Source organism: Mesorhizobium sp. M2A.F.Ca.ET.037.01.1.1 (assembly GCF_003998075.1).
GTDB lineage: Bacteria > Pseudomonadota > Alphaproteobacteria > Rhizobiales > Rhizobiaceae > Mesorhizobium.
Genome location: NZ_RZSA01000919.1, coordinates 1 through 2,594, shown reverse-complemented (window position 1 = coordinate 2,594; position 2,594 = coordinate 1). Strand labels below are relative to the sequence as shown.

Genomic DNA, 2,594 nt, shown 5'->3' with positions numbered 1-2,594 from the left:
GCCCAACATCGTCGTCGACATGGCGCCTGTCGAAGGCGCCTTCCCGGAGACGGAATGGATCGGAAGAAAGCTCGCGGTCGGCGATCTTGAACTCACCGTCTCCGAACCCTGCCGCCGCTGCGGCTTCACCATCATCGCCCAGGACGGCTTCGACACCGACCCCGGCATCCTGCGCAACCTGGTTCGCCACAACGCCCACAATCTCGGCGTCTACTGCACCGTCGACCGGCCGGCGCGGATCGGGATCGGCGCGCCGATGCGCTTCCTCTGACCTGCCCTCTTGTCTTTTGCTGCAACGCACCCCATCATTGGGGTGTGTTCAACAAACCGAAAGGAGGTGATCCGATGTCGAGTGATTTCGTTTTCCATAACGTGAGCTCTGCGGATTGCACTTCCGGGAAGCAGTCTTCCCGTTAAGGCGCGAGACGCGCGGCAGGTAACCCGAAGGGGTTGCCGCCAGGAGCCGCGTCATGGACGGAAACACGGAAGGCCGCCTGCTTCGTCAAGAAGCGGCGGCCTTTTCCGTATGAGGCGTGTCTCCCGAAGGTGGGAACCGGTTTTGGGAGAAATGCGTAAAGTCAAAAACGTAAAAGCGCATGGAGCGAATCTGAAAGATCGCGACGCGCTTTGGGGTCGGCGCTGCAGGTCAGCGGCTGATTGTGAGCTTCTCGATATTGCGGCTGATTTCGCCGAAGGCATGGGACAATTCGGCGCCGTTGGCGGCCTCGTAATAATGCTTGAGCGACGAGGTGTCGTCGGTCGCGCAGTCCTTCAACACGGACTTGGCCTGATCGCGTTCGGTTGCGGTCATCGCCAGATCGTTGAGATCGAAGCGATGGTGAATATCTCGATGCCGTCGCGCTTCATGTTATCGCAGATGTTTTCGGCATTGGCGCGCGACTTCTGACCTTGATCCTGCGACCTGGACGCGCCGCGTCCGCCGGCAAAGGCGGTGTTGAACTGGCCGTCCGTCATCAGAATGGCGATCTTGGCCACCCTGTTGCGATCGAAGTTGGCGGGGCCGGCGCCTAGGCGAGCGCTCGATATAGCCGTACGCCAGGATGGCGAGAGCATGTAATAGCCCCACTGCGCGGCAATGCCGCCTGCGGTCACGCCCCCGGCCTGAAAATGTTCGATCGCCGTCACCAGCTTGTCCTCATCGGCAGTAAGCGGAACCAGAGTGGCCGTGGGGCATACCTTCACACGGTAGTCGCGGTTGACCTTGGCCAGATAGATCCTGCCCTGATTGTCGCGCCGTTGCGTGTAGGGCCCGTCCGACGAGTAATCGACGTAGCCGTCCTTGTCCTTGCGCTCGGTTGCGCAATTGTCGGACACCGTGGCAGAAACCGGCACCGCGGTATCGATCGGCGGCGGCACTTTCGGCCCCATCTCGGTCTCCACGAAGACCGTGTCGGCCAGGCGGCCGGTGTTGACGGCTTCGGCATAGGGGATGATCGACACCCGAATCCGGGGATCATTGGGGTCCCGATTCTGATCCAGGAGACCCTTGACCGTCTGTGACGCGGCGGTCCTCAGGTCGCCGATCTTGTTGGTCTTGGCGCGCCAGTCGGGAGCCATCGAACCGGTAACATCGAGCATCATCGCCACCTCCACCGTCTTGTCCGAGTAGAGCGCGGTGGTCGAAGCGGTCACGCGGCGCATGCTGTCGGTGCTGAACAGCGGAAAGAAGAGGCCGACATCGGCATGCGCATCGGCCTGCACGGTGTTGGCTGTCCTGTCGACCGTAAGCTTGTCCAGCACCACCTGGTCGGCCTGCATCAGGATGCCGGCGGTGCCGTTGGCGTCGAGGAATGCCTGCACCGTTTTGCTGGCGTCGGCTTCCGTGATGACGCCGAGGGTGAGATCGCGGGCCGTCGAGGTCACGGCCGCGTCGACGACACCCTGCAAGCTCGAGCTCGCATTGTTGAGTTGCGAGATGTTGACCGCGAATCCCACCCCCAGCGCGAGGACAGACACGGCAGCTCCGAACAGAACCGCGAAATTGCCTTCGCGATTCCGGCTAAAGCCGTCCACCCCACGAACGACACCTCTGAACTGCCGCATGCCTTCCGCCTCCACTGTCTGCGGCGCTGCGCCGCTCGGCAAAGGCGTTGCAGGATTTCGGCCAGAAGCCGCCGAAAGACGCTTAACAGGCGGTTAGTGCATTGTTTCTGCTTGCTTTCGGCAAAGTTGAGGGTGAACAGGAAGTTAACGAGAATGCGCTGGCGAAGCCAGCTTCATGAAGCGCTTACCATGATCTTGAGGACTGTCGCGTCCGATCCCTGTTTGGCACGATCGGGCTGTGCCGAAGCGGGTCGGCGGCCCCGATGAAACATGGCACGGCGCAGGGTCTGTCGAGCCTAGGCTAACATCTGCGCGCTCACCGTCCGATCGACGCCGTGATGCGGAGGATTGAAGCGATTGCCTTCCTGCTCGTAGGTCCACACCTTGAAAAGAGAGAGCCGGTGCGGACCGAAACTGTGCAGCAGCGGCACGTCGGTGGCGTCGCGGCCGCGCGCGATGACGACCCGGCCGATGCGCGGCCGGTTGTGGCGCGGGTCGAACGTGTACCATTTGCCGTCGAGGAAGACTTC

2 protein-coding genes and 2 pseudogenes are annotated in these 2,594 nt (G+C 62.0%); 1 reads left to right on the top strand and 3 read right to left on the bottom strand.

From position 1 onward, the window contains the following. Positions 1-271 (top strand): annotated as a pseudogene (locus EOA27_RS31300) (MOSC domain-containing protein); the annotation flags it as partial. A 375-nt stretch (positions 272-646) separates the two neighbouring features. Here EOA27_RS31300 and EOA27_RS43210 read toward each other — a convergent pair. The 3 genes and pseudogenes from EOA27_RS43210 to EOA27_RS31290 form a co-directional block, all read right to left on the bottom strand. Next, on the bottom strand, positions 647-811 hold the full coding sequence (locus EOA27_RS43210) for a hypothetical protein (protein WP_348526011.1): 165 nt from the start codon (positions 809-811) through the stop codon (positions 647-649). Continuing rightward, on the bottom strand, positions 808-2,064 hold the full coding sequence (locus EOA27_RS31295; RefSeq protein ID WP_348526010.1) for a pilus assembly protein: 1,257 nt from the start codon (positions 2,062-2,064) through the stop codon (positions 808-810). The genes EOA27_RS43210 and EOA27_RS31295 overlap by 4 nt, the downstream gene beginning before the upstream one ends. Positions 2,065-2,360: 296 nt before the next feature. Continuing rightward, positions 2,361-2,594 (bottom strand): annotated as a pseudogene (locus tag EOA27_RS31290) (transglutaminase family protein); the annotation flags it as partial.

Bases quoted from the DNA above. Each gene is read 5' to 3' on its own strand.
- EOA27_RS43210 (WP_348526011.1), bottom strand. From the start codon at position 811: ATGACCGCAACCGAACGCGATCAGGCCAAGTCCGTGTTGAAGGACTGC.
- EOA27_RS31295 (WP_348526010.1), bottom strand. From the start codon at position 2,064: ATGCGGCAGTTCAGAGGTGTCGTTCGTGGGGTGGACGGCTTTAGCCGG.